The organism is Myxococcus sp. MH1 (genome assembly GCF_059738865.1).
Genome location: NZ_AP026947.1, coordinates 7,268,971 through 7,294,231, shown reverse-complemented (window position 1 = coordinate 7,294,231; position 25,261 = coordinate 7,268,971). Strand labels below are relative to the sequence as shown.

23 protein-coding genes and 1 tRNA gene are annotated in these 25,261 nt (G+C 69.3%); 12 read left to right on the top strand and 12 right to left on the bottom strand.

The genetic code is table 11. From position 1 onward, the window contains the following. Positions 1-12 precede the first annotated feature (12 nt). Positions 13-1,770: an aminotransferase class V-fold PLP-dependent enzyme gene (locus tag AC6JA9_RS28470; protein ID WP_497958131.1), complete on the top strand. Its 1,758-nt coding sequence runs from the start codon at positions 13-15 to the stop codon at positions 1,768-1,770. Between the two features lie 13 nt (positions 1,771-1,783). Here the strand turns inward: AC6JA9_RS28470 and AC6JA9_RS28465 are convergent, their stop codons facing one another. Then, a complete protein-coding gene (locus AC6JA9_RS28465; protein ID WP_497958130.1) occupies positions 1,784-4,375 on the bottom strand; it encodes a LamG domain-containing protein in 2,592 nt (863 codons plus the stop codon). A gap of 377 nt (positions 4,376-4,752) precedes the next feature. Here AC6JA9_RS28465 and AC6JA9_RS28460 point away from each other — a divergent pair, with 377 nt between their 5' ends. The 6 genes from AC6JA9_RS28460 (at position 4,753) to AC6JA9_RS28435 (ending at position 11,302) form a co-directional block, all read left to right on the top strand. Beyond that, complete coding sequence (locus AC6JA9_RS28460) at positions 4,753-6,057, top strand: OprO/OprP family phosphate-selective porin (RefSeq protein ID WP_497958129.1); 1,305 nt, start codon at positions 4,753-4,755, stop codon at positions 6,055-6,057. A gap of 11 nt (positions 6,058-6,068) precedes the next feature. Beyond that, positions 6,069-7,100, top strand: coding sequence for a sulfate ABC transporter substrate-binding protein (locus AC6JA9_RS28455; protein ID WP_267700297.1), 1,032 nt, complete (start codon positions 6,069-6,071; stop codon positions 7,098-7,100). A 3-nt stretch (positions 7,101-7,103) separates the two neighbouring features. Continuing rightward, positions 7,104-7,946: a sulfate ABC transporter permease subunit CysT gene (gene cysT, locus AC6JA9_RS28450; protein WP_223745773.1), complete on the top strand. Its 843-nt coding sequence runs from the start codon at positions 7,104-7,106 to the stop codon at positions 7,944-7,946. A gap of 5 nt (positions 7,947-7,951) precedes the next feature. Further along, positions 7,952-8,803, top strand: coding sequence for a sulfate ABC transporter permease subunit CysW (gene cysW, locus AC6JA9_RS28445; RefSeq protein ID WP_497958128.1), 852 nt, complete (start codon positions 7,952-7,954; stop codon positions 8,801-8,803). After that, positions 8,800-9,867, top strand: a complete 1,068-nt coding sequence (locus AC6JA9_RS28440; RefSeq protein WP_497958127.1) for a sulfate/molybdate ABC transporter ATP-binding protein — start codon at positions 8,800-8,802, stop codon at positions 9,865-9,867. The genes cysW and AC6JA9_RS28440 overlap by 4 nt, the downstream gene beginning before the upstream one ends. Before the next feature lie 76 nt (positions 9,868-9,943). Further along, complete coding sequence (locus AC6JA9_RS28435) at positions 9,944-11,302, top strand: glycoside hydrolase family 16 protein (protein WP_408889849.1); 1,359 nt, start codon at positions 9,944-9,946, stop codon at positions 11,300-11,302. A 55-nt stretch (positions 11,303-11,357) separates the two neighbouring features. Here AC6JA9_RS28435 and cml read toward each other — a convergent pair whose 3' ends face one another. From cml to AC6JA9_RS28415, 4 genes are all read right to left on the bottom strand, one after another. Continuing rightward, a complete protein-coding gene (gene cml, locus AC6JA9_RS28430; RefSeq protein ID WP_497960771.1) occupies positions 11,358-12,542 on the bottom strand; it encodes a CmlA/FloR family chloramphenicol efflux MFS transporter in 1,185 nt (394 codons plus the stop codon). Between the two features lie 178 nt (positions 12,543-12,720). Further along, the gene (locus AC6JA9_RS28425) at positions 12,721-13,275 is read right to left on the bottom strand and encodes a TlpA disulfide reductase family protein (protein ID WP_408891837.1); all 555 of its coding nucleotides are present in this window, start codon (positions 13,273-13,275) and stop codon (positions 12,721-12,723) included. A gap of 99 nt (positions 13,276-13,374) precedes the next feature. Continuing rightward, positions 13,375-13,740, bottom strand: a complete 366-nt coding sequence (locus AC6JA9_RS28420) for an HPF/RaiA family ribosome-associated protein (RefSeq protein WP_141324457.1) — start codon at positions 13,738-13,740, stop codon at positions 13,375-13,377. A gap of 395 nt (positions 13,741-14,135) precedes the next feature. After that, positions 14,136-15,137 (bottom strand): hypothetical protein, encoded by a 1,002-nt coding sequence (locus tag AC6JA9_RS28415; protein ID WP_223785682.1) that lies wholly within the window; start codon positions 15,135-15,137, stop codon positions 14,136-14,138. Positions 15,138-15,279: 142 nt separating this feature from the next. Here AC6JA9_RS28415 and AC6JA9_RS28410 point away from each other — a divergent pair, with 142 nt between their 5' ends. Continuing rightward, the gene (locus tag AC6JA9_RS28410; protein WP_223745781.1) at positions 15,280-15,603 is read left to right on the top strand and encodes a hypothetical protein; all 324 of its coding nucleotides are present in this window, start codon (positions 15,280-15,282) and stop codon (positions 15,601-15,603) included. A gap of 255 nt (positions 15,604-15,858) precedes the next feature. Here AC6JA9_RS28410 and AC6JA9_RS28405 read toward each other — a convergent pair. Then, a tRNA-Arg gene (locus AC6JA9_RS28405) sits at positions 15,859-15,932 on the bottom strand. Positions 15,933-16,103: 171 nt separating this feature from the next. On the opposite strand from AC6JA9_RS28405, the gene AC6JA9_RS28400 reads away from it, so the two are divergent. Next, positions 16,104-16,253 carry a hypothetical protein gene (locus AC6JA9_RS28400; RefSeq protein ID WP_223745782.1) on the top strand — a complete coding sequence of 50 codons (150 nt, stop codon included), beginning with the start codon at positions 16,104-16,106 and terminating at the stop codon, positions 16,251-16,253. A 571-nt stretch (positions 16,254-16,824) separates the two neighbouring features. Here the strand turns inward: AC6JA9_RS28400 and AC6JA9_RS28395 are convergent. Beyond that, positions 16,825-17,877: a CARDB domain-containing protein gene (locus AC6JA9_RS28395; RefSeq protein WP_497958126.1), complete on the bottom strand. Its 1,053-nt coding sequence runs from the start codon at positions 17,875-17,877 to the stop codon at positions 16,825-16,827. A gap of 484 nt (positions 17,878-18,361) precedes the next feature. Between AC6JA9_RS28395 and AC6JA9_RS28390 the strand changes: the two genes are divergently transcribed. The 3 genes from AC6JA9_RS28390 (at position 18,362) to AC6JA9_RS28380 (ending at position 20,667) form a co-directional block, all read left to right on the top strand. Then, positions 18,362-19,120 (top strand): class I SAM-dependent methyltransferase, encoded by a 759-nt coding sequence (locus AC6JA9_RS28390; RefSeq protein ID WP_223785679.1) that lies wholly within the window; start codon positions 18,362-18,364, stop codon positions 19,118-19,120. Next, the gene (locus tag AC6JA9_RS28385; RefSeq protein WP_426745762.1) at positions 19,117-19,809 is read left to right on the top strand and encodes an N-acetylmannosamine-6-phosphate 2-epimerase; all 693 of its coding nucleotides are present in this window, start codon (positions 19,117-19,119) and stop codon (positions 19,807-19,809) included. The genes AC6JA9_RS28390 and AC6JA9_RS28385 overlap by 4 nt, the downstream gene beginning before the upstream one ends. 138 nt (positions 19,810-19,947) lie before the next feature. After that, positions 19,948-20,667 carry an autoinducer binding domain-containing protein gene (locus tag AC6JA9_RS28380; RefSeq protein ID WP_497958125.1) on the top strand — a complete coding sequence of 240 codons (720 nt, stop codon included), beginning with the start codon at positions 19,948-19,950 and terminating at the stop codon, positions 20,665-20,667. Between the two features lie 9 nt (positions 20,668-20,676). Here the strand turns inward: AC6JA9_RS28380 and AC6JA9_RS28375 are convergent, their stop codons facing one another. The 5 genes from AC6JA9_RS28375 to AC6JA9_RS28355 form a co-directional block, all read right to left on the bottom strand. Continuing rightward, entirely contained in the window at positions 20,677-21,966 is a 1,290-nt protein-coding gene (locus tag AC6JA9_RS28375; RefSeq protein WP_497960770.1) for a hemolysin family protein, read from the bottom strand. Between the two features lie 78 nt (positions 21,967-22,044). Beyond that, positions 22,045-22,434 carry a response regulator gene (locus tag AC6JA9_RS28370; RefSeq protein ID WP_267700308.1) on the bottom strand — a complete coding sequence of 130 codons (390 nt, stop codon included), beginning with the start codon at positions 22,432-22,434 and terminating at the stop codon, positions 22,045-22,047. A gap of 96 nt (positions 22,435-22,530) precedes the next feature. Beyond that, positions 22,531-23,382, bottom strand: coding sequence for a metallophosphoesterase family protein (locus AC6JA9_RS28365; RefSeq protein ID WP_223745786.1), 852 nt, complete (start codon positions 23,380-23,382; stop codon positions 22,531-22,533). 63 nt (positions 23,383-23,445) lie between these two features. Next, entirely contained in the window at positions 23,446-24,654 is a 1,209-nt protein-coding gene (locus AC6JA9_RS28360) for a ceramide glucosyltransferase (protein WP_248544402.1), read from the bottom strand. 54 nt (positions 24,655-24,708) lie between these two features. Then, positions 24,709-25,257, bottom strand: coding sequence for an IS630 family transposase (locus AC6JA9_RS28355; RefSeq protein ID WP_408891716.1), 549 nt, complete (start codon positions 25,255-25,257; stop codon positions 24,709-24,711). Positions 25,258-25,261: the final 4 nt, after the last annotated feature.

Below are 25,261 nucleotides of genomic sequence, written 5' to 3'. Positions count from 1 at the left end.
GAGGTGCGAGCGATGCACGACGCGCGTACACGGCTGGTCGAGTCGATTCGAGGCGCCATCCTGGGGGAGGGGCGGGTGCTCGACGGCCCCTTCGGGGCCCGCCGGCTCACCTATGCGGACCACGCCGCGTCGGGCCGCTCCCTGGGCTTCATCGAGGACTTCATCCGGGACCACGTGCTCCCGTTCTACGCCAACACCCACTCCGAGACGTCCGGCACCGGCGCCCAGACGACGCGCTTTCGCGAGGACGCACGCGACATCATCCACGCGGCCGTGGGCGGTGGACCCGAGGACGTCGTGCTCTTCTGTGGCTCGGGCGCCACCGCGGCCGTCTGCAAGCTCATCGACATCCTCAACCTGCGCATCCCCGCGGACCTGGATGCCCGCTATGACCTGCGCTCGCGCATCCCCGCCGCCGAGCGCCCCGTGGTGTTCGTGGGGCCCTACGAGCACCACAGCAACGACCTGCCCTGGCGCGAGTCCATCGCGGACGTGGTCACCATCGACGAGGACGCGGACGGGCGCATCGACCCGGACCACCTGGAGCGGGAGCTGGTGCGCTACCGGGAGCGACCGCTGCGCATTGGCAGCTTCTCCGCCGCGAGCAACGTCACCGGCATCCTCAGTGACCTGGAGGGCATCGGCGCGCTCCTGCGTCGTCACGGCGCGCTCGCGTTCTGGGACTTCGCCGCGGCGGGCCCCTACGTCCACGTGGAGATGAATGGCCGGGAGGACGGCACTTCGCGGCCCCGCGTGGAGAAGGACGCGGCGTTCCTGTCACCGCACAAGTTCATCGGCGGGCCGGGCACGACGGGGGTGCTCGTGGTCAAGCGCAGGCTGCTGGGCAACCGCATCCCCACCGTGCCGGGGGGAGGCACGGTGTCCTATGTGAGCGGCAGCGAGCACGTCTACCAGCGCGACCCCGTGCATCGCGAGGAGGGTGGCACGCCCGCCATCGTGGACTCGATACGCGCCGGGCTGGTGTTCCGGCTGCGCGAGTCCGTGGGCGTGGAGCACATCGACGCCCTGGAGAAGGACTTCGTCGCCAGAGCCCTCACGCGCTGGGGCGCGAACCCCGCGCTGCGAATCCTTGGCAACCCCGCGCTGCCCCGGCTCCCCATCGTGAGCTTCCTGGTCCGCCACGGTGACGCGTACCTCCACCACAACTTCGTCGTCGCCCTGCTCAACGACTTGTTCGGCATCCAGGCGAGGGGAGGGTGCTCCTGCGCGGGCCCCTACGGCCATCGCCTCTTGAGCATCGACCCCGTCACCAGCCACCGCTTCCAGGACGTCATCCTGAGCGGCACCGATGGCGTGAAGCCCGGCTGGGTGCGCCTGGGCTTCAACTACTTCCTGTCCGAGACGACGTTCGGCTTCCTGTTGGACGCGGTGGACTTCGTCGCCGCCGAGGGCTGGAAGCTGTTGCCGCGCTACGTGCTGGAGCCCGCCACCGGACAGTGGCGCTACCGGGGACATCAGCGGGCGCTGCGACGACTGGATGCGCTGTCCTATGCCAACGGCGACGCCGAGGCGCCCCCTCCAGGGCGCTCCGTGCCCGAATCGGAGCTGACCTGCTATGTCGCCCGCGCGCACGAGGCCGTCGAGGAGGCGCTCCAGGACTACGCGCGCCTGAAGACGGACGACGCGCCGCTCCGCGTGGAGGCCGAGCGGCTGCGGTGGTTCCCGCTCCCCGGCGAGGTGCTCGAGGTGCTGACCCGCGAGCACTCCGCCGGCGAGAAGGGGACGCCCTTCAGGCTCCAGGGGACCTGAGGGGCGCCGGGGCTCAGGGGTTGATCTTCCAGGGCACCGTCACGGCGGGCTGGAAGCAGTGCACCTGCGCGAGGTAACCCAGGCCCAGCTCCTGCACCACGCCGGCGCCATACCCTCGCGCCTGGCACCACCGGCTGACCTCCAGCTTGGAGTCGGTGGTCATGAAGGCGCCGGAGTTGGACACGGGGCCGAGCTGGTCCTTGGCCACGTCCTGGATGAGGCCGGAGTTGAAGCAGCCCACCCAGGGACGTGACGTCACCTCGAAGATCTGTCCCGTCGTCCAGCCCAGCTTGTTGCACCAGCGATGCGCGGCGGCGCCGCAGTCCAGCGTCTGCGCGACGCGCTCATCCGTGCAGAGCCCGTGCAGGCGCGACAGCTCCTCGAAGGTGACGGCCACGCTCTCATGTTGGATGGGGCCGCAGGCCACGTTGACGTCGGTGGCGTTCGCGCCGGCGAGCACGCCCAGGAGCGAGATGGGCGGGCGGTTGCCGATGAGCTGCTGAATCGTCTCCAGGACGTTGGTGCTGTTGGCCAGGGCGTCATGCGCCCCGCGCTGCGCGCAGACGCGGTGCATGGCTGACGAGCAGGCCCGCGTGCCGAGCGCCGCGTAGCTGTTGCACAGGTGCAACTGCTGGCTCATGCCGAACTGCCCCTCGGTGGGTGTCTCCTGGATGGCGGTGTCCAGACAGTCCGCGCCCGGCGAGGTCATGCAGATGGAGCGGGCCGAGCGCGCGTGGCTGAAGAAGCGCACCTCGTCGATGGCGCCCTTGAACGAGCCCTCGCCATTGACGGGACATGACTGGGTGTTCATCACGTTGCCCGCGCCGATGCTCAGCACGCCCGTGCCCAGGCGGAAGCTGCCCGGGGCCACCGGGAGGACGCGGCGCGTGGGCACGCCGTTGAGGTACTCGCGGAAGACGCCGGTGACGCCGTCCCAGGAATAGCCCAGGTGGGTCCACGCGCCGACGGGCAGCGGCGGGCTGCGCCCCAGGCGCACGCGGGTGCCGTTGATGACGAGGGAGAGCTGCACCGTGTTGTCGGACTCGTAGATGAGGTCGATGGCCCCCGACTTCTGGAAGAGGTAGCGATAGGGATTGCCGGTGGTGCAGCCCGCGTGGATGTTCGCGTCGGGACGGACGGCGAGCTGCACGGTGAAGCCTCGCACCAGCGCGCCCACGCCGCGCACGGTGCCGCTGGGGTCCGTGAGATTCACGGTGAGGGCGCCGCCTCCGGGGACGACGAGCGCCTTGCCCTGGCCGTGCGGCTCCCACAGCGAGCCGGAGGTGGACTGCGTCACGAAGTTGCCCGCGGAGATGGACGCGGTGCCGGTGAGGGTGCCCGTGTAGAAGTAGCCCGAGTGGTCCGGCGTGCGCGTCAAGTCGTAGGCGCCCGCGCGCGTCACCAGCTCGTTCATGGGCAGGTTGAGCACGTGGAACGGGTCCACCAGCTCGCCCACGTCCACCTCGTTGTAGTCCGACGTGTTGCTGCCGAAGAGGGCGAGCACGTCGTGGGACTTGGTGACGGGCAGGTAGCGGCTGTCGTTGTTGGCGCCGGGAGGGAAGTTCTGCTCCGGGGCACGCTCCTGCTCGAAGTTCCACATGGGGCCCGAGTAGAAGAGGTGCGCGATGTCGAGCCGGCCCGTGTTGATGGCGCCATCGATGTGGTACGCCGTCCACTGGGTGTCCGCGCCAATCAGGCTCACCGCCTCGCGGCGCGCGCCATCCGTGTAGACGACGCCGGTGTACGTGACGTTGCGCCCCTCGTGGTCCACCCACGGATACGCGCCGCGCAGCAGCGGGCCGGACGTCGTCTCGCCGAAGAGCTCGCCGGTGGCGGCCTTGAGCTTCTGGCGCGCCAGTGGATAGCGCAGCACACCCGAGGCCGTGTCGGTGTTCATCATCGACAGGGGACGCGGGTTGCTCCAGCCCGAGGCGGCGCACGGCGTGGGGTTGTAGGCGTACATCAGGTGGTCGATGCCGCCATCGTTCAGGGGCCCGCCCTGGAAGATGAGCAGCCGGCCGTCGGAGGTCATCGTCGGCTCGATGCCTCGGATGCTCGCGCCGGTGACGGTGGTCAGCGTCTCCAGGTTGCCGGTGGTGAATGACGAGATGTCCGCCTGCGGCGTGAAGGGCTGGGACACGCGGAGGTCCACCGGACGGCGGCGGAACACGTTGGGGCCGTTGAACATCATCGAATCGAAGAGGTACGGCTGGTACACCGCGAGCCCGTCGACCAGCGTGTAGGGCTGGGCCGGGTGGGTGAAGCAGAACGCCAGCGCGTTCTCTCCGTTCCTCACCGTGGTGGTGCGCCCGGGGGAGAACGCGGCGGCGAAGCTCGGCTTGCCCTCCGCGTCGTACGTCACCGCCTCCGGACGGAACACCCGCGCCACCCAGGTGGTGGTCGTCGTCGCGTGGTCCTCGCGGATGTTGCCCACGAAGACGCGGCCATCAATCGTGGACGAATGCCCGTTCGCGCCGAAGGGCGTGCCAATGCGCGTGTTCACCAGCGAAGGGCGCTCCGCCGCGAGGACTGCTGGCGCCGCCACTCCCGCGAGGAACAGCGTGGCGAGGCGTGGAACCCACCGCGAACGACTGTGTTTCGACATGGGACCTCCTGACTTGGAGTTCCAATTATGCTTGGATTCCAGTCATTGGCCGCGAGGCCCTCGGGGGCGAGTGAGAGGGGGCGGGCAAAGGCTGTCCGGAGTGGAAAGTGCGGCTGCCGGCGGATGGCTGTCGTCAGGGGCCGCGTTGACAAGATGGAGGGTGGCGGGCATCGTGGCGGAACTCGATGCGCCGCTCGACCCACCACGCATGTTGCTGCTGTGACGCACCTGCGGTGGGCGCCTGTCGACCCGTGGCCTGAGAAGCCTGGTTCGAGCTGGTTCGAGGAAGCCCACCATCCGCGAGGAGGTGGGCTTTCGGCTTTCTGGAGTTCGAAACCCCCGTCCATCGCGCCCCTCTCCGCTGTCGAGGTTCCGCCATGGCAGGTCCACCCCCGCATCGATGCACCCCGCTCCTGGCCGTGGCGCTGAGCTGGCTGTGCTCGTCCGTCGCGCTGGCCCAGACACCTCCGCCCGCCGAGCCCACGCCGCCCGCCCCGGGGAGCGTCAGCGTGAGGGCGACGTCCGAGGGAATCTCCCTCCACTCCGCCGACAACGCCCTGTTGCTGAAGCTGCGCGGCTACGTGCAACTGGATGGTCGCTTCTTCGAGAGCCGCGCGGACCGTCCCGGGGCGACGACGCTGCTCATCCGGCGCGCGCGTCCGCTGCTGGAGGGGACACTCTTCAGTCTGTTCGACTTCCGCCTGCTGGTGGACTTCGCGGCCAACGTGCCTCCGCTGTGGGATGCCTATCTGGAGTTCCGCCCGCGCAAGGAGGTCCGGGTGCGCGTGGGCAGGTTCCGTCCGCCGGTGGGGCTGGAGCGCAACCAGTCCGGCATCCATACGCTCTTCATCGAGCGGGCGCTGCCCACGGACCTGGTGCCCAACCGGGACGTGGGGGTGATGGTGCACGGGGAGCTGAAGGACGGCGTGGTGAGCTACGCGCTGGGGGCCTTCAACGGCACGGCGGATGGGGCGAGCGCCGACACCAACCTGGATGACAGCTTCGACCTGGCGGCGCGGGTGTTCGCCCATCCGTTCCGGGCGCTGGGGCTCTCGTCGCTCTCGGGACTGGGGCTGGGCATCGCGGCGTCGCGCGGGTCGCAGTTCGGCTCGGCGTCCACCACGGGCGAGGCGCCGCTGCGCTCCATGGGGCAGCAGACGTTCTTCATCTTCAGGACGGGCAACGGCCTGGGGGAGACCGTCGTCGCCCACGGCGCGCACGTGCGCTGGTCGCCACAGGGCTATCTCTACCTGGGGCCGCTGGGCGCGATGGCCGAGTACGTCTCCTCCACCCAGGAGGTCCACCTGGGGGAGCAGCACGCGCGGCTGCGCTTCGAGTCCTGGCAGGCCAGCGCGTCGTACGTGCTCTTCGGCGGCAAGGCGGCCTACGACGGCGTGAAGCCCACCGAGCCGTTCGGCGCGAGCGCGGAGGGCTGGGGCGCGGTGGAGGTGGGGGCTCGCATGTCCGAGCTCCGCGTGGACCCGGACGCGTTCCCCGTCTACGCGGACCCCACGCGCGCGGCGCGCAAGGCCCATGGCTGGGGCGCGGTGGCGAACTGGTACCTCAACAACAACGTCCGGGTGGCCACCTCGTATGACCACACCGAGTACGAGGGAGGCGCCGTCGACGGCGCTCGCCTGCCCGAATCCGTCGTCATGTCCCGCTTCCAGGTGAGCTGGTGAAAGGCCCCTCCATGCATTCGTGGCTCGTGTCGTCCCTGCTCGTCGTGCTCGCCCTCGTCGGGTGCTCCAAGTCCGCCGGTGCCGATGCGGCCTCGGCCAACGTCGTCACGCTGCTCAACGTGTCCTACGACCCCACGCGGGAGCTGTACGTGGACGTCAACGCGGCGTTCGCCAGCCAGTGGGAGGCGAAGCGCGGACAGAAGGTGTCCATCAAGCAGTCGCATGGCGGCTCCGGCAAGCAGGCGCGGGCGGTCATCGACGGGCTGGAGGCGGACATCGTCACGCTGGCGCTGGCCTACGACGTGGACATGCTCCACGACAAGGCGTCGCTCATCCCGGAGGGGTGGCAGGCGCGGCTCCCGCACAACAGCGCGCCGTACACCTCCACCATCGTCTTCGTGGTGCGCAAGGGAAACCCCAAGGGCATCCGCGACTGGGAGGACCTGCTGCGCGAGGACGTCGCGGTCATCACGCCCAACCCGAAGACGTCCGGCGGCGCGCGGTGGAACTACCTGGCCGCGTGGGGCTATGCGCTGCGCAAGCCGGGAGGCACCCCCGAGAGCGCGCGCGGCTTCGTGGAGGCGCTGTTCCGTCGGGTGCCGGTGCTCGACTCCGGTGCGCGGGGGGCCACCACCACGTTCGCCGAGCGAGGGCTGGGCGACGTGCTCATCGCCTGGGAGAACGAGGCCTTCCTGCTGACGGACGAGGTGGGACAGGGGCGGTTCGACATCGTCGTGCCCTCGGTGAGCATCCTGGCCGAGCCCCCCGTCGCGGTGGTGGACCGGCACGTGGACAAGCGCGGCACGCGCGCCGTGGCGGAGGCGTATGTCCAGTTCCTCTACTCGGAGGAGGGGCAGCGGCTGGCGGCGAAGCACCACTACCGTCCGCGCTCGGAGGCGGTGGCGAGCAAGGAGGGCGCCCGCTTCCCGAAGCTGACGCTCTTCACCATCGACGAGGTGTTCGGAGGCTGGCGCAAGGCGCAGGCCGCGCACTTCGATGATGGCGGCGTCTTCGACCGCATCTACGTCCCCCAGGCGCGCTGAGCCATGAGCATGCCCGCGCGTCGTCATGTCCTGCCCGGCTTCCGCCTGTCGCTGGGCTTCACCTGGGCCTATGTGGGGTTGTTGGTGCTCATCCCCCTGTCGAGCCTCTTCCTCAAGACGTTCTCCCTGACGTGGCCGCAGTTCTGGGAGACGGTGTCGGCGCCCCGCGCGCTCGCGGCGTACCGGCTGAGCTTCGGCGCGTCGCTGGTGGCGGCGCTGGTCAACGTCGTGTTCGGCCTGCTCGTCGCGTGGGTGCTCGTGCGCTATCGCTTCCCCGGGCGCTCGTTGGTGGAGTCGCTGGTGGACCTGCCCTTCGCGCTGCCCACGGCGGTGGCGGGGCTGACGCTCACCACGCTGTTCTCGTCGAAGGGGTGGTACGGCCAGTATCTGGAGGCGCTGGGGGTGAAGGTGGCCTACACCTCCGTGGGCATCGCGGTGGCGCTGACGTTCATCGGGCTGCCCTTCGTGGTGCGCACGGTGCAGCCGGTGCTGGAGGAGCTGGACGCGGACGTGGAGGAGGCCGCGGCGACGCTGGGCGCCACGCCGTGGCAGACCTTCACGCGGGTGCTGTTCCCGGCCATCTCCCCCGCGCTGCTCAGCGGCTTCACCCTGGCCTTCGCGCGGGCGCTGGGCGAGTACGGCTCCGTCGTCTTCATCTCCGGCAACATGCCGCTGCGCACCGAAATCGTCCCGCTGCTCATCGTCACCAAGCTGGAGCAGTACGACTACGCGGGGGCCACGGCCATCGCGGTGGTGATGCTGGTGACGTCGTTCCTGCTGCTGCTCGTCGTCAACCTGCTCCAGCGCTGGAGCCACCGCCGGTTCGAAGTCCGGCCTGGAGCGTGACGGACATGCTGGCTCCTTCGAGTCTGGTGTCGCACCGCGCGACGCGCCCGCTGGAGGGCTCGCGGTGGGTGCGCTGGACGCTCATCACCCTGTCGCTGGGCTTCCTGGCCGTCTTCCTCGTCGTCCCGCTGGTGGCGGTCTTCACCTTCGCGTTCCAGAAGGGGTGGGCCGCGTATGTGGCCGCCGTCACGGAGCCGGAGGCGCGCTCCGCCATCCTCCTGACGCTGACGGCCGCGGGCATCGCCGTGCCGCTCAACCTGGTCTTCGGGCTTGCGGCCGCGTGGCTGCTGGCGCGCTTCCGGTTCCGGGGGCGCGCGCTGCTGCTGACGCTCATCGACCTGCCGTTCAGCGTGTCGCCCGTCATCGCGGGGCTCATCTTCGTGCTGCTCTTCGGGCGGCAGGGCTGGCTGGGGCCGCTGTTGGCCGAGCACGACGTGCACGTCATCTTCGCGGTGCCGGGCATCGTGCTGGCGACGGTGTTCATCACCTTCCCGTTCGTGGCCCGGGAGGTGCTGCCGGTGATGCAGGCGCAGGGCAGTGACGAGGAGGAGGCGGCGCTGACGCTGGGCGCGAGCGGCTGGCGCACCTTCCTGCGCGTCACGCTGCCGAAGGTGAAGTGGGGCGTGCTCTACGGCGTCATCCTCTGCAACGCGCGGGCGATGGGCGAGTTCGGCGCCGTCTCGGTGGTGTCCGGGCACGTGCGCGGCGTCACCACGACGCTGCCGCTGCACGCGGAGATTCTCTACAACGAATACGACTTCGCCGGAGCGTTCGCCGTGGCCTCGTTGCTCACGGTGCTGGCGCTGGTGACGCTGGTCCTGAAGAAGTACGTGGAGTGGAGGAGTGAGGCGTCATGAGCATCGTCGTCGAGCAGCTCACCCGGCGGTTCTCCGCGGGCGGAAGCCCCGCCGTGTCGTCGGTGTCGTTCCAGGCGCCCGCGGGGGCCATCACCTCGTTGCTGGGCCCATCGGGCGCGGGCAAGTCCACGCTGCTGCGCCTCATCGCCGGGCTGGAGGTTCCCGACTCGGGGCGTGTCCTCATCGACGGCGCGGACTGCACGGCGCAGCCGGTGCAACAGCGCAACGTGGGTGTCGTGTTCCAGAGCTATGCCTTGTTCCGCCACATGACGGTGCGGCAGAACGTCGCCTTCGGATTGGAGATGCGCAAGCTCCCCCGGGCCGAGGTGGAGGCGCGCGTGGACGAGATGCTGCGCCTGGTGCAACTCGAGGCCCTGGGCGCGCGCCATCCGGCGCAGCTCTCCGGAGGCCAGCGTCAGCGCGTGGCCTTCGCGCGGGCGCTCGCCATCCGCCCTCGCGTGCTGCTCCTGGATGAGCCCTTCGGCGCGCTGGACACGCGGGTGCGCGAGGAGCTTCGCGAGTGGCTGCATGGCCTGCACGAGCGCACCGGTTTGACGACGCTCCTGGTGACGCATGACCAGCAGGAGGCGCTCGAAATCTCCCAGCACGTCGTGGTGCTGAGCGAGGGGCGCGTGGCCCAGGCGGGCTCACCGGAGGACATCTACGACCGCCCGGCCTCGCCCTTCGTGGCGTCGTTCATCGGCGGGGCGAGCATCCTGCGAGGCCATGTCCAGCAGGGGCGCGCGGCGCTCGGCTCGCTCGCCCTGGCGATGCCGTCCGCCGCTCGGGAAGGCCAGGCGGTGCATGCCTTCGTGCGTCCGCATGACATCAAGCTGGCGCGCACGGATGAAGCGGCGCGAAGCGCCTCCCCTGTCACCGGGAGGGTGGAGCGCCTCAAGTCCGTGGGCGGCTTCGTCAAGGTGCTCCTGAGACTTCCTTCGGGCGATGAAGTGACGGTGCAGGTGTCCCGCTCCGAGTTCGATGCGCTCGGCGTCTCGGAAGGGGACGCGGTCAACGCGGACGTGCGCTCCGCCTCCGTGTTCGTGGGGGACTACGCCATCTGACTTTGTTGTCACTCCGAATGAAGTAAATGCTAGAATTCGAGTAAATCGTGTTCTCGCATTATTCCAGGAGGAGCGGATGGCATATCGGAGCGAGTCCAGCTGGGGTGCGTGTTTTGTCTTGGGCGGGTTGTTGTTGGGGGGATGTGGGAGCGAGGTTCCGGTGGAGTCCGAGCCGCCGCCGTTGGTCGCGCAGGAGCAGAAGGAGCTGGCCTACGACCCGGGGCCTGGCTGGAACCTGGCGTGGCAGGACGACTTCACGGGCTCGGCGCTGAACTCGGCGAACTGGAACGTGTTGACGAGCAATTACGACCCGGTGACGGGCAACTGCAACTTCGGCACGGGGGAGCTGGAGTACCCGCGCGCGCAGAACGTGACGGTGAGCGGGGGCAAGCTCATCCTCACCGCCGAGCGCACCAACGACGCGCCCAATGACTCGCGTTGTACCGGCTATGGGCCGCGCTCGTTCTACTCGGGGCGCATCCACACCAAGGGCAAGGTGGAGCGGACCTACGGCAAGCTGGTGGCGAGCATCAAAGTGCCGTCCGGCTACGGCATGTGGCCCGCGTTCTGGACGCTGGGGGCGAACATCTCCAGCGTCGGCTGGCCGGCGGCGGGGGAGATCGACATCCTGGAGTGGCACTCGAACGAGCCGTCGTGGATGAAGGTGGCCACGCACTGGGGCGAGGGCGCGAGGGATTGGGGCTCCGGGGCGAACCGGGGCTACAGCCTGGCGGATGCGTTCCACGTCTACGAGCTGGAGTGGACGGCGGACCGGATGGTGTTCCGCTTGGACAACCAGGTCCGGGCGAACGCGGACTTCGTGCACGCGGCGCAGGCGTTCCGGCAGAACCACTACATCCTGTTGAACCTGGCGCTGGGTGGGAACTGGTATGGCAATACGCCGGCGGGCAACGTGGACCTGCCGCTGGGGCAGCGCAAGACGATGGAGGTGGAGTGGGTGCGTTGGTACCAGGCGGGCAGCACGCCGGGGGGGACGCTGACGAACCCGGGCTTCGAGTCGGACATGGCTGGCTGGGCGACGTGGAGCCCCAACGGCACGGAGGCCGCGGACTTCAGCGAGACGCACAATGGTGGGCACTCGGGCAGCTATCACCTGACGCACTGGAACAACGCCGCGCCCTTCGAAGTGTGGACGTATCAGACGGTGTCGGGGCTGGCGTCCGGCAACTACCGGGTCCGCGCGTGGGTGCGAAAGGGCGGCACCTTCGACCTGTCGCGCATCCAGGCGAAGACGTGTGGCTCGTGTGCGCCCGTGTTCACGGAGCTGGGGACGTATGGCGCGTGGACGCTGGTGGAGACGCCGGTCATCTCCGTCACCGGCGGCTATCTGGAGCTGGGCTTCCACACCCGCGCCACCACGGCCAACGGTGCCAACTTCGTACACATGGATGATGTGCAGTTGGTGAAGCTGTAGCCGCTGCACGCCGCGCCGGAGGCTGAACGTCCCTCCGGCGCGGTGGGAGCCCGCGCTAGGTGGAGGGCATCCGCCTGCGTCGCAGGTTCGCCTGGGCGCTCAGCGTCACCGTCGCCATGAGCGAGGCATACGCCACCAGGGGCCACGCCGTGTCGCCGTCGAGCAGGACGACCATCAGCGTGCCCACGGTGCCGACGATGAGGCTCTGGACGCAGAAGTAGAGCGCGACGGCGGTCCCCGCCACGGCGCCGAAGGCCTGGAGCGCGCCGTTGGCGGTGACGGACGCCGCGAAGACGATGCCCGCCGCGATGACCCACATCGGCGCGACGAACGTCCAGAACGACGGGGCCGCGAACAACTGCCCCGCCGCGAGCAGGGCCGCGCCGGTGAGCAGCAGGAGCATGCCCCGCGTGAGGCTGCCCGCCAGGCCCCACGCCGCCACGAAGCGCCTGGCGAAGCGCGTCGTCGCAATCATCGCGAGCGCCGCGGTGGCAAAGGCCAGGCTGAACCCGAGCTCGGTGAAGCCCGCCTGTCCGATGAGGACCCGGGGCGCCGTGGAGAAGAACACGAAGAACGCGCCCATGGCCGAGCTGAAGCCCAGCGTGTACGTCCAGAACGCGGCGTCGCGCAGGATGGGACGGAACGCGACGGCGGGACGTGGCCCGTCCGCCGCGTGGGTTTCGTGCCACCGGGGCCACGCATTCACCACGGCCGCCGTCGCCAGGCCGCCGAGCGTGATGAAGATGGCCCGCCAACCGAAGTGTCTCGCGAGCAGCGCCCCGACGATGGGGCCCAGCGCGGGCACGCAGGCCAGCATGGCGCTGAACAGGCTGTAGATGACCGCGCTCTCCGGCCGCTCCGCGTAGACATCACGGACGGTGGCGAACGTGGCGACGAGCGCCGCGGAGGCGCCGACGGCTTGCAGAGTCCGCAGGCCGACGAACGTCATCGCGTCCGAGGTGCCCGCGAGCAGGAACGAGGTGGCCGCGAACAACAGCGCGCCTCCCAACAGCACCCGACGCCGACCGATGCGGTCCGACAAGGGGCCGAACACCACCTGTCCCAGCCCGAGCACCGCCATGTAGAGGCTGAGTGTGAGCTGGATGATGGCGGGAGACGTCTGGAGGATTCCGACCATCGCCGGAACCACGGGCAGGTAGATGTCCATGGCCAGCGAGGCCAGGAGGTCGAAGGGGGCCATCAGCAACAGCGCTGCTGGCACGGAGTACGTCCACGGCAAGGTTTTCGAGTGAGCCACGATGGCATCCGCACAAAAGGGGAACAGCGGGCGGCCATCTGCCTCTCCACGGGAACGTGATGAGCTTTGGACAGAGGGCCGCGGCAACAGGGTCGCCGCGGCTCACTCATCTGCGGATTTGGTCGTTCCCATCCGTTGGCTCCGAGAGGTGCTCCGGACTCTACAACATCCACCGCCAGGACAGGCCGAGCAGGGTGGTGTAGCCCACCACGGAGCGCTCGATGCGCCCCTCGGCGGACAGGAAGAACACGGTGGGGAACATGCTCACCCGCCACGCTTCCTGTATCGAGTCGTCGCCGAGCAGCACCGGGTAGTCCACCGCGTGCTCCTGGGCGAAGCGCTGCACGGCGGCGACGTCTTCATAGGCCAGCGCCACCGACACGACGTGCGCGGAGTCTCCGGCGATGCGGCGCAGCTGGGAGAGGTTGGAGGACTCGGCGCCGCATACGCCGCACCACGGGGCCCAGAAGGCGAGCACCACGGGTTTGCCTCGCAGCGAGGCGAGCGACACCGTCTCTCCGGAGAGCGTCTGCACGGTGAAGTCTGGCGCGGGCGCTCCGGAGCCGGGCAGGTGGCGCGTCTGCCAGGCCGCGACGGCGGTGAACACGAGCGCCAGCAGCACCAGGTCCACGCCCCATCGCACCCACCAGCGCCGCCTCGCGCGGGCCCATGCGGCCCGTCCTCGCGCCAGCACGCCCGGCCCCGCCGTCTGCATCGGAAATCCTCCAGGAAAGGGACGCGCGACGCGCGTCATGGACCCATCCTGACATCGCCGGGGCCCTTCGGGGAGAAGGGCCCTCGGCGGCGCTTCACGTCAGAGCGGGCTGTGCTGCTCCTCGGCCTCCCAGGGACCGGTCCTCACGCTCTCGCTGTCCTGGCGGTGCGAGCGTCCCAGGGCCTTGCCCACCGCGTGGCCGGCGCGCTCCAGGGCCCGGTCCACCGCGCCGGGGAAGGTCGCGTCCATCGCCTCCGACGCGAGCTGTCCGCCGTGCTCCAGGCGCACCGTGACCTTCGCCACCTTGTCCACGCCTCCGCGTGGGCCGTTGATGTCTTCCAAGCGCACCGTCACCTCGCGGACCCGGTCGGACAGTCGCCCCATGGCGAAGCGCGCGCGGCGCTCGACGTGGGTGCGGAGGGTCTCGGTGAGGGTGAAGTGTCGGGCTCGGATTTCGATTCGCATCCTCGGCTCCTTCCGGCCCACCATGGGCCTATCTCCTATCTGCTGGTCCGCGGAGTTTCGCGCCAATAGGAAAAGCTCCCGGGAGGCTTCGAAAAAACGAAGGTCTCCGGGCGGGAATGCGGTGGAGCGTGAGGGTGTTGGACCCAGGCTACGTCCGGGCGGCGATGGGGACCCGTGTGTCTCGCGGCCGCCCGAGCGCCATGAGGATGCCTGACGCGCTGTACCAGCCGAGGACGTGACCGGCGCCCGTGCCCATCACCGGGATAGGGAAGTGGCCGAGTCCCTGTGGCCCGATGCGGCGCGGCATGGTCGCGGGGGCGTGATTTCCGAGGGGCAAAGGCAAGCTCGATGCGCCCGTGTGAGGAGGGAAGCCGCGGTGGCCGCCCCCCGAGTTGCTACGGGCGCAGCGGGAGGCAGTGCTGCCGTAGTGCGACTTCCAATCCGTGATCCAGGATCTCGTCTGTCATGGGCAGTTCGCTGAACAGGCTGCCTCTCGATGGATGGTTGCTCAAGTAGAGTCGGTCGTGCAGGGTCGGGTCCTCGCTCGTGCGCTTGGCCAACCGTTGAAAGAACGGATAGAAGCGCATTGTCGAGGTTTTCCTGGCAAAGAGTTCCTTGTTGCCGAGAATCCAGACGTGGGCCCCAGTTATCTGTGCCAGTTGGCCAATGGCCTCAGCCATCGCCAGGAGGGATTCGTCGAGGATTTCCTGCTGCTTCGGGGACAGGTCGTCCAGTTCATCCATGTTGGAGCTGGCAAGGCTTGTTTGATTCAAGGCCAACACGAAGTCCCAACTGGGGACATCATGCCGCAACAGCACATGCATTGGTGCGCCTGACGGTCCCGCTGGGTGCAGGTAGCGACCGTCTCTCGCCTCCAGTTTCCCGGGATTGATCCCCGCCACGATCCATTTGATCTGGTGCGGACCCTCCTTCTCCAGGAGTCGATCCAGTTCCTTGTTCCAGATTGATTCCAGATGACCTTTGACTCCCTCGTGCCACCTGGCGACCTTCTCTTTGAGTGGCCTCAGCACCTGGCGGACCTGCTCCAATTGGTACTTGTTCAAGGCCGGAACGGGGGTCACCAGGACGAGTTGGGTCGTCTGGTCTGGCATCGTGAGCGTTGCCCAGCGGGAGCCCAATAGGGTTTTCGCCCGCACCTGAACCTCCACGTCATTAGCCGGGTGCAAGGGGACGTCTTTGGGGTTGACCTCGACCAGGATCTGCCGCGTGCGCCCTCGCGGGCCGTGCAGCAGCACAACCCGGGTGTCTCCCAGGTGAACAACAGCCAGCGCACCCTGGCTGGCAATCGCGGCAGTTGGGAACCGGGCTCGAAACCACCGGGTTGCCTCCTCGACTATGGGAACCGCGATCACGATGCTTGTGGGGAGGTCGTTCATATTCGGGGGCTCGAAGTGTGTCAGACGCCGGCAGAAGCTCAATCGCGCGTCACCCGGACGGGGTCGTTTGTGACGGAGTCCTGGGGTGTCGTCGACTCTCATGGACAGTCTATCGCATTCACCTCATAGTTGTGGTTGCCTCATGGGCACCCACTGGAAAGGCATACGGCCAATGAATATCCGTCAGGTTGCGGCGTTCGTGTTCTTCGCGGCGGTTTCAACGGGTTGTGGCGGCGTCTCCGACCCGGAATATCGTATCGAGCATGGTGAGAATGGCTCGATGGTCATTCACAGTGACTCAGGCTCCATGCCGGTGACATCGGGTACGGTCGTGAAGACCGACGGGACTGAGGCGAAGCTCTCTTCGACCGATACTACGCAATCCATTGTCTATGTCGACTGTTGCGAATACTGCGTGTTCTGGTCGGATGGCACCTTCTACTGCGCGGGATGCGACGTCTGCTGAGTCGCCTCGAGACCGCATGAAGCCATTGGCGCGCCCTTGCCTGGGCGGAGAGCCGGGGCGAGCCGTGGTGGTGTCTTGCGCCACGGTCATCCGGACGTCGAATCCCGGAGGCGGCCCGGTCCCAGCGACGGGACCACGCCACAGGCGCTTCGCTGACGGGGACATTGCCGCGAGTCTGTTGGGGGAGCCTGGAGGGGCAGGATTTCCCGCCCGGTCTCCATCAGTTTCCTGAGGAAGACCGGGCGGTTGTCCCTGCGCGCGATGCAGGAGTCGAACCTGCGGCCTTTGGCTCCGGAGGCCAACGCTCTATCCAGCTGAGCTAATCGCGCAGAACCGCTGCGGCGAGGGCACAAGTAGCCGAACTTGCTGGCCGACGCAAGCACACATTCGGCCTGAGGCTGGCGAGAGGACACTGCTGGCTGGCCCGCGGCAGCCTCCGTGCCCTAGGGTCGAGCAGGCACGGAGGCTCCTCCTGTCGGGAGTCCTCCTGGAGGACTCGAATGACGCGGACGACTCGATGGGTGCTCCTGGGCGCCGTGGGAGCCCTGCTGGCCGCGGGGGCCGGGGCCTACCTCTGGGCCCGGGCCTATGTCCGACGGAGCCCCTCCATCATCCACCCGGATGAGCCCCTGCCGACTCCACGGCAGTAGCCTCGAGGCGAGTCGAAGCCGCCCGGACTCCGCCTAGAGAGTGTTGCAGCGCAGGATTCCACTGAGGGTGCAGACGCAGACGCTCTCAGCTCCCGAGGCCGTGCAGCACGGCTCCCTGGAGCCGGGGGCGCAGACGCTTCCCACCAGGTCTCTGCACCGCGGCAGGTCGCCACACGCCGGGGGCGTCGTGGGACACGCGATGAACGTTCCGTTGCACGTCACCCCGGAGTTGTCCTGGGCGGAGCAGACCGTCGTTCCCGACGGACAACTCACCGACCCCGTGGCGCAGGCCGCCGTACAGGTCGACAGCTCCTGCGAAGACTCCTGGATGCCTTCCGTCGTGACGACATCTTCAGCAGACGGCGCTCCACAGCCCATGGCCATGGTCACCAGCAGTCCCAGTGCCGCTCCAATGCAATACCTCGTCGACATGGTTGCCTCCTTGGGGAGGATGCAACGGTATTCGAGGAGCGCCGGGCAGGCCCATCCCAGGAATCTGGGATTGCGGAGTCATTGGGCCGCGGCACCCCGCCCGGGACAGCCCCGGGCGGAGTGCCGCGACCTCAATCCATTACAGCAGCGAGCAGAGCAGCCCGGGGTACGTCGTCCCCGAGGGGCAGCCCTCGCCCTGGCAATACCGGGCCCCCGAGTCGACGGCGGGGTTGCCCAGCAGCGCGGGAACGCGGACCTGACAGGAGCCCACGGACTGGTTGCCCGTGTTGTCCGACACGCCATACACGAACGTGTAGACGCGGCCGTTGCCCAGCAGCGCCGCCTCCGCGCGCACCATCGCGGACTTGCCATCCGCGCTCAGCTTGATGTCGTCGCAGGCCAGCAGCCGCAGCAATGACAGCGCGTCGTTCTGCTCGTCGGAGGTGACGCGCAGCAGCGAGCCCGCCTGCGCCAGGGGCAGCGTGCCGCCACAGTTGTCCGTGGCTGGCAGGGCGCAGTCATCCAGCGACACCAGCACGTAGTCGGAGCCCGCCGAGGGCGTCAGGGTGATGCCCCGGCTCGCGCCCGGCGTGGGCGCCGTGACGTCGACCACCTTCACCGTCGCGGAGCAGGTGCTCGTGCTGGCGCCATCCGTCACATCCAGACGGACAGGCGTCGTCCCCAGGGAGAACGGGCCCGCGGGGGTCTGGCTCACGCTGAACGGCCCCGGGAAGCCATCCGGGTCGAACGAGCCGTGGTCCACGGAGGCCTGCCCCCGGCACGTCGCGTCCGCCTGGATGGTGACATCCTGGCAGCTCGCCACCGGCAGCTGATTCGTCGCACACGGAATCGGGAAGTCGAACGCGGCGCGGTTGTTCGCCTCGTCCCCCTCGTCGAAGACGCCGTCGTCGTCCGCGACCACCACCACCTGCTGCGTCCCCTCCGGCACCGTGAAGGAGAGCTGGAAGGGGAAGCGCTCACCCCCCACCAGGAAGGGAACGCTGACGATTCCCAGGCGCGTGCCGCCCGCGCCCGGCTCGCCTGCGTAGATGGCCGTCGTCGAGCCGGCGATGCCGGTGGCTCCCAGGTTCTGCACCGCCGCGGACAGCGTCAGCGCCGTGGCCTGGCAGGACGCCACCAGGTCCACCACCGCCAGGTCCAATTCGCCTACCGCCGCCTCCTGTGTCTGCAAGGAGGATGGCGCGCCCACTTCGGAAGAGCTGCCATCGCAGCCGCCCAAGAGAAACAGCGCCGCGAGCGCGGGGAATCCATATACACGTGTCATGTCTGGCTCCGGTCAATGGCCTCGCAATGAGGCATGCCCACGTTAGGTCATTTGCGTGGGTGTATTGAACTGGGTCAAATCATTCACGCAATGACTCACCGAGGGGTGGTTTCCACCCAACCGAGGCTGTTCGTGTAACCGAGTCCCAGTCAGTAAAGCCCAGATTCCGTGTCCCCTGGGACCCGCCGTGCATCACGGTGTCTGAAACGGCGAGAAAGAGCGGGCGCCCGCCCGGGGTGTCTGGGATTCGCCGCGGAGGCTCGGGCGTCGTCCGGCGCGAGGGCGGGGGCGCGGCCATCGCTGAAGGGGCCCATCCTGTCAGTCCTGACAGCTTTCCCACCCGGGGTGTCTGGCTTTAACTCAGGGGAACCCTTCGCACGGGAGGTCGTCGATGTCCGCCACCGCCGCAGAGCGCCAGTTCGACGAACTGGCGAGCCTCTACGAGGACGTCGCCCCCTGGCCCTTCCGTCGGGACATCGAGGTGCCCTCGGTGCTCCACTCGCTGGGAGACCTGACGCGCAGCGACGTGCTCGACTTCGGCTGTGGCGCGGGGCTGTACTCCCGGCTGCTCGCCGGGCGAGGGGCCCGCCGGGTGGTGGGCCATGACGCGTCCGAGGGGATGCTGAGCGCCGCGCGGCAGCGGGAGGCGAAGGAGCAGCGCGGCATCGAATACGTGTCTCGGCTGACGCCCGAGCTGGAGCAGCGGTTCGACCTGGTGTTGGCCGTGTACGTCCTCCCGTATGCCTCCACGCGGAGCGAGCTGCGACAGATGTGCGCGAGCATGGCCCGGGTGCTGCGCCCGGGAGGACGTCTGCTCGCGCTGCCGCTCCATCCCGACCACGCGCCCGACCCGGACTACTACGCTCCCTATGGCCTGCGGCTGGTCTCGGACGCGCCCCATGCGGAAGGAGGCGCGCTGCGAGTCGAGCTGCGCGCCGCGGGCGTGGAGGCAGACGTCACCGCCTGGTACTGGTCCAGGAATTCCATCGAGGAGGCCTTGCGAGACGCGGGCTTCGGGCCCGTGTTCTGGGCCGACCCCTGGCCCCCGGGGCTCGCCCGCGTCGAGGACGCCCCTCCCGCGCTGCACGCCTACCTGCGAAGGCCCCACGCCGCGATGCTCGACTGCCGACGGGCGCGGGTCTCCGGATGAGGCTGCTCCAACAACTCCAGGGAGGCCTCGTGGTGGCCTGCGAGGCCCTGCCCGGCGAGCCGCTCCATGGCAGCGCGTTCATGACCGCCATGGCCGTCGCCGCGGTCCGGGGCGGGGCGCAGGGCCTCCTCGCCAACGGGCCCGCGGAGATCGCCGCGATTCGCGCGAAGGTCCCCCTGCCGCTCCTCGGCGTCCTCCTCCGCGAGTATCCAGGCTCGAGGGTGCGCGTCACCCCGACGCTCGCGGAGGTGGCCGAGGTGGTGGACGCCGGCGCCCAGCTGGTGGGCATCGACGCGACGGAGCGGTGGCGTCCGGAGGGTGAGTCGCTCCCGGACCTGGTCCGCAAGGTCCGCGCCCGCTACCCGGACGTCCCGTTGATGGCGGAGGTGGCCACCGTCCGCGAGGCCGCGCTCGCCCAGGAGCTGGGGTTCGACTGTGTCTCCAGCGGCCTGTATGGCTTCACCCGGGAGACGGCCGGACGCCACCTCTGCGACGATGACTTCGAGCACCTGAGGGCGCTGCGCGCCGCCGTGGTGCGCTGCCCGCTGGTGGCCGAGGGCGCCATCTCGACGCCGGCGCAGGCCGCGCGGACCTTGCGGCTCGGCTCGGACCTGGTCGTCGTGGGCAGCGCCATCACCCGCCCTCAATTCATCACCGCGACCTTCGCCAAGGCCCTCCGCGCGCGCTGAATGCGCGGTGCGGGCCAGGTGCGCGCCCCATGCGGGGCAAAGACAGCCATCGAGGGTGGTCCGCCGGGGGAGGGCTGTCTATATCATCCACTCATCGTCGGTCTCATCCAGCCTGGCTCCGACGAGGAGGGAGGGCAGATGGCCACGGGGGAGGCGAGCGGACCGCCGTCGCGGCGCGCGGATGAGGCGCAGGCCTTGTTCGAGCGCGTGGACGCCCTGGCCCGCACGCTGGGCTTCGACTTCTGCGGCTACCTGTTGCGCATGCCCTGGCCCGTCGCCCATCCCGTGGTGGCGACCTTCGACTCCTATCCGCCGGGATGGATGGCGCACTACCGGAAGCACGACTACCTGCGCATCGACCCGGTGGTCCGCCTGGGCGTGAGCAGCACCGAGCTCGTGGTCTGGTCCGACGAGCTCTTCGCCCAGGCGCCCCAACTGCTCGAGGACGCGCGCGCCTTCGGGCTGGCCTCCGCGGTGGCCCAGTCGTGCTGGGCGGCGCATGGCGTCTTCGGCCTGCTCACCTTCGCCCGCGCGTCACCCGAGCCGCTCTCCGACGCCACGCTCGCGGCGCTGCGTCAGCCGATGCTGATGGCCGCCCACCAGCTCCACGCGCGGATGATGGGCCTGCTGGTGCCCCGGCTCGCGCCGGACGTGGACACCGCGCTGACGCCGCGCGAGCGCGAGGTGCTGCTCTGGACGGGGGAGGGCAAGACGTCCGCGGACATCAGCACCATCCTCGACATCTCCGAGCGCACCGTGAACTTCCACATCGGCAACGCCCTGCTCAAGCTCAACGCCACCAACAAGGTCCAGGCCGTGGTGAAGGCGCTCACCCTGGGGCTGATGGACGCGGGGTGAGCACGGGCCTCAGTCGCTGTCGCCTTCTTCCGGCTGGGGCGGCGGCAGGAAGATGCGCACCGTGCGCACGCGCCGGGGCGAGGCCTCCACCACCTCCAGCTCCAGGCCGTCCTTGGTCTTCAGCTTGGTGCCGGGCTCGGGGATGGCGCCGCCCGCCAGCGCGATGCTCAGCCCCGCCACCGTGGAGTAGTCGCCGTCCTCGGCCAGCTCCAGCCCCAGCTCGCGGTTGATGTCGCGGATGGCCGCGCTGCCCTGCACCACCGCCGCCACGGGGCTCTCGCGCCGCACCAGCTCCTCGGGCGTCTCCGACTCGCTGAGGATGTCGCCCACCATCTCCTCGACCAGGTCCTCCACCGTCACCAGGCCCACCACGCCGCCGCGCTCGTCCACGATGATGGCCAGCTGCATGCGACGGCGCTGCAGCTCCTTCAGCGCGTCCATGGCCCGCATCGTCTCCACCAGGAAGAAGGCCGGCCTGAGCACGTCCTCCAGGACGATGAGGTTCCCCTCCCACGCCACGGCGAGCAGGTCCTTGGCGATGACGTAGCCGACGATGTTGTCCAGTGAACCCTCGAACACCGGCATCCGCGAGTGCCCGCGCTCCAGCAGCATCTGGCGAATCTCGTCCGCGCTCGCGTGGCGACGCAGCGCGACGATCTGCTCGCGCGTCACCATCAGCTCGCCCACCGTCAGCTCGCCCATCTCGAACGCGCGCGAGGCGATTTCGCCCGCCTTCGGGTCCAACGAGCCCTGCTTCGCGGCCTCCTCCACCAGCGCCTGGAGCTCCTCCGCGGACAGCCGGCTCTCGGTGAAGTTCGTCTTGTCGCCGAACAGCCGCAGCACCACGTTGGAGCTGGCCGTGAGGAACCACACCACCGGCCGCATCACCCACGACAGGCCCAGCAGGGGCCGGCCGATGAGCATCCCGTAGCGCTCGGACGCGCGCAGCGCCAGCGACTTGGGCACCAGCTCCCCGAGCACCAGCGACAGGAACGACACGAAGACGACCACCGCGGCCAGGGCCACCTCGTCCGCCGTCGTCTCCGGCAGGCCCAGCTCCATCAGCACCGGGGCCAGGCGGTTGGCGATGCTCGCGCCACCGAAGGCCGCCGCCGTCGCGCCGATGACGGTGATGCCGATCTGCACCGTGGCGAGGAACCGCTCGGGGTTGGCCCGCAGGGCCTCCACCGCCTTGGCGGAGCCACTGCCTTGCTCCATCAGCTCCTTCAGCCGCGTCCTTCGGATGGAAATGATGGCGAGCTCGGCCCCGGCGAACACGCCATTGGCCAGGACGAGCAACAAGATGACGAGCAGCTCCGATGCGATGACGGCCCTCCTCTCAGGAGCCCTCTACCGTATCCCCGGTTGGCCGGCGGCTCACCCACCAAGTGACTGCAAGAGCAGAGACAGTTGGTCCCGGCTGGCGCCCTTGGGCAGGTAGTAGTGGGGGCCGGCCAAGAGGGCCATGCCCACGTCCTGGGCCGCCGCCGAGGTCAGGAACACCACCCGGGGGTGGGGCCCTCGTGGCAGCCGCTCGAGCTTCTCCACGACCTCCAGGCCGCTCATGCCCGGCATGTTCAGGTCCAGCAGCATGACCTCGAAGCGCTCACCGCGCCGGAGGCTGTCCAGGGCCTCCTGGCCGTCGGCCGCCTCCATCGTGTCATACCCCAGTTCCTCCAGGCTGAGCCGCAGGAACTCCCGCCAGTCCGCGTCGTCGTCGACCACCAGCACTCTTCTCAAGCCGTCATCGGTGTCCAGTCGCGCCAAGCATCCTCCCCAACATGGGAAGAACCCCACCGCGCCCCCGGGCCATTCGCTTCCCCCGGTGGAATGGCTTCCGCTCGCAGAGCGAGCGGGCGGACATCAGAAGAGGGCCATGCCCAGCTGGGTGACGAGGTACTGCAGCGCGGGGCGCACGTTGTGGCTGGCCGTGCGCGGACGCTCCGGCTGGGTGGAGTGGCACCACACCGGCTCGCTCAGCAGGCGACCCTCCGAGTGCTGGAGCAGCCGGAAGCGCCCCAGGTCGGTGGAGCTGCCCGCGTTGAAGACGCGCAAGGGGCGGCCATGGGCCGTGTCCACCACCGTCTCGTTGGGGTGGTGGCGGTGGCCGTGGAGGACCAGGTCGCACCTGCCCTGGATGCGCGCCACCAGCTCCGCGCCCAGGGACAGCTCGGACGCGTGGGGCCAGCCCATGCGCGTGGCGAGCCGCTCCGGGAAGCTCTCCTCGGGCAGGGGCAGCACGTGGTGGTGCACCAGCACCGCCACCAGCGCGTCCTTGGGGGCGCGGCCAAGCGCCTTCTCCACCTGCTCCACCGTCTCGAGCGACAGCTCGCCGTGGCTCGCGAAGTAGTTGCGGTTGTGCTCGCCGGTGGAGTCCACGCACACCAGATACAGCCCGGGGCGCTCCACGGTGCGGACCTTCAGGCCGTCCATCCAGCCGCCGCCCACGTCCTCGCCAGGGCGGTCGTGGTTGCCGGGGATGAGCGTGAGCCGTCCGGTGTCCAACAGCGGCGAGAAGATGTCGAGGAAGCGACGGTACTCCTCGTGCGAGCCCTGGTGCGTCAAGTCACCGGTCACCACCACGTGGTCCGCGCGGTTCGCCTGGAGCGCGGCGACGAGCGCCCGGGCCTGGGCGTCACTGGCCGGGCTCAGGTCCAGGTGCAGATCCGAAAGGTGCGCCAACGTCCTTGGGGGCATGCACAGCAACGTAGGCATCGACCGCGTCGGCTTCACGTCCGCCACGTGAATCCGTCGCGAGCGTGATGAAACACCTGTGCATCAGCCGGCGACCCACTCGTCCCGAGGGGCCAGCGCCGCGTTCGCCGTGGACACGCGCGCGCGCGGCGGCAAGAGGCGGGTGCCCGGGCCCACGCGAAGCCGCGTCCCGCGCCAGTCCACCGTGCGGCAGAACACGCCGTGCCACCACGCGGCGAACAGCAGCGCGTCCTTGAGCAGCACCGCCGGCGCGGCGCGCCATGACACCGGCTGGGGACGCAGCGCGCGAAACGCGCCCAGGTCCACCAGGACCTTGCCGAGCACGACGAGCGTGGCCAGCGTCACCGACTCCAGGCAGGGGCTCACCAGCGCGCCCGCCACGGCCAGCGGCGCGGGGTTGAGCAGCGACTGCGCGACATACGTGGACGGCGTCACGGCCGTCCGGTGGATGACGCTCCAGCGCAGGTAGCGCTGGAAGAAGGCGCGCACGCTCTTGCCCAGCGACACGTTGTACACGGGAGCACGCGCCACCACGACGCGGCGTCCCAGCTTGCGCGTCACCCACTGGCCGATGACGAAGTCCTCCGCGAGCACGTCGCGCACCGAGTAGAAGCCGCCCAGCGCGTCGACGTCCGCGCGCTTGAGCGCCATGGACTTGCCCACGACGATGTCCTGGTCCGCCAGGCGCTTGGCGCCAATCATCCCCGCCGCCGCGCTGGACGTCAGGTAGAGGTTGTCCAGCAGCGAACCCAGGCTCTTCTCGCCGATGCCCGAGACGGGGTGCGTCACGCAGCCCACCGTCGGGTCCGCGAAGCCCGCGGCGATCTCCTCCAGGTAGCCGGGCGCCACCCGCGTGTTGCTGTCGCTGATGACGAAGAGGTCGTACCGGGCCCGGTCCGCCAGGGTGATGAGCTGGTTCACCTTCGGATTGAGGCCGGGGGCGCCCTCCTGCAGCGCCAGGCGCATGACGCCGGGCCAGCGGCGCACCGCCTCGCACGCCACGGGGTACGCCGCGTCGCGGGTGTCCTTGACGCCCAGGACGACCTCGTAGGCGCCGGGGTAGTCCAGGTGGGCGAAGTGCTTGAGGTTGGTCTCCAGGTCGTCATCCGCGCCGCACAGCGGCTTGAGGATGGAGATGGCGGGCCACGCGGCGCCGGAGGGGAGGGCCCGGGGGGCCTCCCGGCGGTGGCGGAGCACCAGCACGTACTGGACGGCGAGCGCGGTGAGGCCGAAAGAGGCGGCGAACAGCAGGAGGGCGGAGGCGAGCGACATGCGCGGGCGGTCCCCGGGGACTGGCGCGCGGGCATCGCGCGACCGGTTGCCACGCTAAGTAGGTCGCCAGAAGTTCTCTAACAAATCGCGTAGCCAGAAGCCCTCGGCGAGGCAGCCGGCCTTGCGGAGGGCGTCCCGTGCAGAAAGGCCCAGCACCCATCGGATGGCGGCGCCGACGTGCTGCTCGACCGTGGGGTACTGACGGTTGGCGGAAACGCGTTGCTTCAGGGAGCGCCACAAGTGGTCCATGCAGTTGAGTTCTGAGCGCTGCTTGGGCAACAGCAGCAGGTGGATTCCGAGGCGAGCGGCGAGCTGCTGGGACTTCTGGGCCGTGTGACAGCTGGCGCGGTCCAACACCAGCAGCAGAGGGCGACCGGGGTAGGCGGCACGCAGGGCGCGCAGAAAATCCATGAAGTCTTCGCGTCTGGCGCGCTGGGTTGCCAGCAGCACGCGCTTGCCGGTGCGAGGGTTGATGGCGCCCCACAGTGTGCGCTTGGCGTTCTCGCCTGTAATCGGCACCACGGCCTGCTCTCCCCTGGGGGCCCAGGCGGCGCGCAGCGGCGGAAACCACCGCAGCACCGTGCTGTCCATGACGAGCAGCACGGCC